Below are 5,266 nucleotides of genomic sequence, written 5' to 3' on the forward strand. Positions count from 1 at the left end.
GTCAATGCCAAAAGTTTTGGCTACTCGTTCAATGTCTGCAAAGACTTCTTCTAAGAGGTTAGGTTGTAATGAAATAACTTGGGGTTTAGAGTCAGTTAATTGAGCGATCGCTGCTTCAACAGTCGCAAAGTTCACGGCACAAACGTCACATTGATCCTGAGTAACGATATGAGTGGGTTGAAGTTTTTGAAGGGTTTGAAGCTCAATATTATAAATACTCAGAGCTTGTTGTAGTAGGGTTTGAACATCTTGATCTATTTGACCACTACTACGGGTACTATCGAGTCTGGCGGTGGTGCAAACGGGTAAATCACGAACAAGGGTTGGATAATCGCACTCGTGAGAGCGTCCCACAAGAGAATCCGTTAAACCCAAACAGTCAATGATCTCTGTAGCCGAAGGAAGCAGAGAAACAATTTTTAAAGAAACTTGAGTAGTCATGGATTAAAGCCTACAGTTTTCTCTCTATTTTATGAACTATCAGTGTCGGGTAGTTTATTTCTTAAAACAAGTACACCAGCTACAACAATCAAGTGCGACCTGAACTGGTCATCTGAACCGAGGTTAAAGCCTCTCTAGGTTTTCTACCCTAGACCCACATAGAGTAATCCGTAATAAAACGGTACGTCACATCTAAAGTAAGTAATGAAATAGATGGAGTGCAGACGCTAAATGTAACCAAAGCTAGTAGGAACTAACTGGTGAGGTGCTAGTGGGAGAAGTAGAAGGATGAACGTAAGTGAAGCTATTGTTTAAACTGCGTCATTGTAGAACAGGCTAAATGGTTCCTGGTAAGCCTGAACCAAAACGGTAAGTGGGTGGCTTTTAGGCTTTCGTTTCCTAAAAGCGTAGAAACATAACTCCCACCGCAGAAAAGATAGCCATCCTAACTATTTCCTAACTTCAGACGATACAACAGGGTAAGCCCTACAGAGTCCAGAAAAGAGGTCGAAACTTTCTGGTAAGCAACGAGTAATCAACGCCGAAACCTCTGGAGGGTAAAGGATGAGTGAAAAAGCGAACGCCCATCAGTAATAGATGGGATAGAGGTTCAAAATTTGCCTCTGACCGAAAGGAATAGCAGAATTCACTTGGGTCACATACGGAAAGGAAACTTATCTTCAGGAATGAACTCAATGAGAAGTTGGATACATCACAACGATGTAAATGGACAAAGAGAACAGCTAACCGACTGGAACCAGATTAATTGGAAGAAAGTCAAAAAGCTGATTAATTCCCTCAGAAAGCGGATATTTCGTGCCAGAAAACTCGGTCAGTGGAAGCAGTTAAGACGACTGCAAAAGCTGATGAATAAATCCTATGCCAATCTATTGCTTGCTATCAGACAAATTACCCAAAACAATCAGGGTAAATCAACCCCAGGTATTGACCAACAAATCGTCAACACCCCTTCTGATAGAGTTGAATTTGTCCAACAATGGCAACTCGAAACAGCCTCTCCTACCAAGAGAGTCTATATCCCCAAAGCCAACGGTAAACAACGTCCTTTAGGCATCCCAACCATAAAAGACAGAGTACAACAAGCAATAGTTAAAAACTCCTTAGAACCCGAATGGGAAGCCATTTTTGAACCCAACTCTTATGGGTTCAGACCAGGTAGAAGCACTCAAGATGCCATCGCCCAATGCTTCCTTAACCTCAAAAAAGGTAGAGATACCTGGGTTCTAGACGCTGATCTAAAAGGATTCTTCGACAATGTTAGCCATCAATCAGTCATGGAACTGATAGACTCCCATCCTTCTCGAAACCAGATTAAACAATGGTTAGAAGCAGGATACATGGAAAAAGGACAACATCACCCAACCTATACGGGAACACCTCAAGGTGGGGTAATAAGTCCACTCCTTGCTAATATCGGGTTACATGGACTAGAAGAAGTCATCAAATCCATCAAACTCCCCAGAGATAAGTGGAACAACCGACCAAAACTAGGCATAATTCGATACGCTGATGATTTTATTGTCACAGCTAAAAACAAGGAAACCCTAGAATCAATCAAAGACTTGATTAAAGAATGGCTAAGTACAAGAGGATTGGAATTAAGCGAGGAGAAAACACGAATCGTCCATATAGAAGAAGGGTTTAACTTTCTGGGGTTCAACCTCCGTCATTATGATGGAAAATTACTCATTAAACCTCAAAAAGAGAAGGTTCTCCAATTCTGTAAAGAAATCGGAAAAACCATTAAATCGTGTGCCACATGGACACAGGAGAATCTTATCACTAAACTAAATCCAATCCTCAGAGGTTTTGCTAATTACTACAAAGGAGTAGTCAGCAAAGAAACATTCAGCTACATCAGCTATCGAGTGTGGAAATATCTCTGGAAATGGGCGAGACGTAGGCATCCGATGAAGTCCATCACATGGGTTAAAAACAAATACTTCCCAAGATACAGAAGTCAAGAATGGAAATTTATGTGTACAAAACTAGATAGATTTGGGGGTGAAAAAGAGGTTATTCTCTACGACATCGCCAAAACCCCCATAGTTAGACACATAAAAGTCAAAGGGAACAACTCCCCTTACGACCCTGAGTTACAAGAATATTGGAAAAACCGCAAAACCAAAGAAGGCCAACAATTCTGGGCAAAAGGTTCAAAATTTGAACTCCTAGCTAAGAAACAGAATTATAAATGCCCGAACTGTGGAGATTTCTTATTCAATGGAGAAGAAATTGAAACCCATCATCTACTACCTGTTAAACAAGGAGGTTCAGACGACATGGACAACCTTGAACATCTACACAAAGGATGTCATAAACGGGTACACGGACGACGAGTCAGTAAGGCTTGAAGTGTGGCTTGAGCCGTATGAGGTGAGAATCTCACGTACGGTTCTTAGGGGGGTGAGGACTGGTAACAGTCCAATCCTACCCGACTATATGAAGCTACCCGACGTGGTGATACAGGGGCAGTACGCTCCTTACAGAAAACGCTTGTCAATTCATGGTCTGCTAAGGTTCTGGCAGTCAGAAAAGTCACCCAAGACAATCGTGGCACGGGGCTTTCAGGGTGCGGAAGTAAATTCCGCACACAGCCCCTCAAGAATACAGCAGGAATAGATGGAGTTAAAACACTAAAGCCCAACCAACGGTTACGACTAGCAGAAAGGCTGAAATTAAGCTCCAAATCCAAACCGGTTAAGCGAGTATGGATTCCCAAACCTAACAAGGATGAGAAAGCGGATGCGCCGTCGGCGAGGTTTCTTCGCCAAAGAAGCGCGCACCAAGAAAGACCTCTGGGCATACCCACCATAGAGGAAAGAGCAAAACAAGCTCTCCTAAAAATGGCTCTTGAGCCTGAATGGGAAGCCAAGTTTGAACCTCATTCCTATGGGTTTAGACCTGCACGAAGCACTCACGACGCTATCACCTACATCCACAAAACCCTGTCAACAACAGACGGGAAATGGGTATATGATGCGGATATCTCAGGGTGTTTTGACAATATTGACCACAAAGCCCTATTGGACAAAATAAACACTTGTCCTACCTTCAGACGGCAAATCAAAGCATGGCTGAACAGTGGGGTTATTGACTTTGGTAATAAGGGTGATAAAAAAGGGTTCACCCCGTCAACCTCTGGTACGCCCCAAGGCGGTGTTATTTCACCACTCCTAGCCGATATCGCCCTTCATGGGTTAGAAGAACGGCTCAAGGATTGGTTATGGAATGAGAGGAAATATCGAATTCCAGAATGGAATGCTACTGACCAAAGATGGGGAACTACTGGAAAAGCAAAAACCCAAAAAACTCTATCCGTAGTTCGATATGCAGATGACTTTCTTGTTATTCATCCCAACAAGGAAATCATCGAAGAAGCTAAACAAGTAGTTGAGGAATTCCTAGCTCAAATAGGCTTGGAAATCAAACCCTCAAAAACCAAAACAGTACACTCTACAGAAGGCTTTGATTTTCTTGGTGTCAACATCAAGCACTATAAAACGGGTGAATACAGAAGTGCAAAGCGAACCAATGGCAAACCGACTGGGTATGTGGTACTCATCACTCCCAGTAAACAGGCTGTCCAGAACCACTACCAACGCCTAGCCCAAATCGTTGATTCACACAGGGCATCGTCACAGGAATTTCTAATTAAACATCTGAATCCAATAATCCGAGGGTGGTGTAATTACTACAAACCCTATGTCTCCAAGGAAGTCTTTGTCAAACTTGACCATCTTTTAACACACAAGTTAATTCGATGGGCAAAAAGAAGACATCCTAACAAACCGAGAAAATGGGCATATCGTAAATACTTCACTCTCCAACAAGGAAACAGATGGACATTCCGAAGCGAAACTAATACCCTAATCAAACACTCTGACACCTCAATCGTCAGACATATAACGGTTAAAGGCGAAGCAAGCATCTACGATGGCAATCTTGCTTATTGGGCAAAGCGGGTCAAATCCCATCCCATGCTGAATAATACAGAACTCAAACTTATTAAACGGCAAAAAGGAATTTGTCCTCACTGTAAGGGCAAATTTAATGATGGGGACTTATGGGAAATAGACCACATTCACCCCTTAAGTATGGGTGGGAAAAGAGAAATGAAAAATCTCCAACTTATCCATAAACATTGCCACTTTGAACAGAAATTTTTGCGCAGTCCCCATATTCAATCTTTGATTTAGATGGGGCCCGGCAAAAAGCACAACTTGTGTTACGATGCTAGAAAGGGCATACTTACTAGGTACGGTAAAGAATTTCATTCGGAGACACGACCTTCTGCCTATAAGTAATCATCTACATCGATAAGATTGCTTTTACTGAGGGATTGGCGAGCAAAAGTCTTGCGGTCCGGTGCGGACACCACCTTTCTCGGTAACACCTTTACTCGGTGCAAAAAGAATCCCCAACTATAATCTTTGATTTAGTTGGCGGAGTGTTCAATATCACTCCCACGATCGCAACGTAACCATAATAAATATTCCACATTACCCGCAGGTCCGGTGAGGGGAGACTCCGTTAACCCACAAAATAACCAACCTAAAGAATAAGCCGTTTCTAACACTTGATCAATGGCTTGAGTGCGCGCTTTGGGATCACGAACTACTCCTTTTTTACCCACCTGCGATCGCCCCACTTCAAATTGAGGTTTTACTAATAAAATAACTTCTCTAGGTTCTAGCAGCAAGTTCCATAAGGGGGTTAACACTTTCGTTAAGGAAATAAAAGAAACATCCATCACCCCTAAGTTAGCTTTCGTCTGATTTTGATATAAAAGATCAGGGGTAAG

Annotated in this window: 3 protein-coding genes and 2 pseudogenes; 3 read left to right on the forward strand and 2 right to left on the reverse strand. The window is 42.4% G+C overall.

What is annotated here, in order from left to right:
- Positions 1-441, reverse strand: a pseudogene (locus QNJ66_RS26055) (cobalamin-binding protein); the annotation flags it as partial.
- Between the two features lie 695 nt (positions 442-1,136).
- On the opposite strand from QNJ66_RS26055, the gene ltrA reads away from it, so the two are divergent.
- The 3 genes and pseudogenes from ltrA to QNJ66_RS26070 all read left to right on the forward strand — a co-directional run bounded on the left by ltrA (position 1,137) and on the right by QNJ66_RS26070 (position 4,661).
- Complete coding sequence (gene ltrA, locus QNJ66_RS26060; RefSeq protein WP_300511579.1) at positions 1,137-2,816, forward strand: group II intron reverse transcriptase/maturase; 1,680 nt, start codon at positions 1,137-1,139, stop codon at positions 2,814-2,816.
- 138 nt (positions 2,817-2,954) lie between these two features.
- Positions 2,955-4,271: pseudogene (locus tag QNJ66_RS26065) on the forward strand (reverse transcriptase domain-containing protein); the annotation flags it as partial.
- A gap of 171 nt (positions 4,272-4,442) precedes the next feature.
- The gene (locus tag QNJ66_RS26070) at positions 4,443-4,661 is read left to right on the forward strand and encodes an HNH endonuclease signature motif containing protein (RefSeq protein ID WP_300511581.1); all 219 of its coding nucleotides are present in this window, start codon (positions 4,443-4,445) and stop codon (positions 4,659-4,661) included.
- Positions 4,662-4,900: 239 nt separating this feature from the next.
- On the opposite strand, the gene QNJ66_RS26075 is transcribed toward QNJ66_RS26070, so the two are convergent.
- On the reverse strand, positions 4,901-5,266 hold a 366-nt coding region (locus QNJ66_RS26075; protein ID WP_366146326.1), incomplete at its 5' end, for an SAM-dependent methyltransferase.

Origin of the sequence: Crocosphaera sp. (genome assembly GCF_030064895.1) — a bacterium.
Taxonomy (GTDB): domain Bacteria; phylum Cyanobacteriota; class Cyanobacteriia; order Cyanobacteriales; family Microcystaceae; genus Crocosphaera.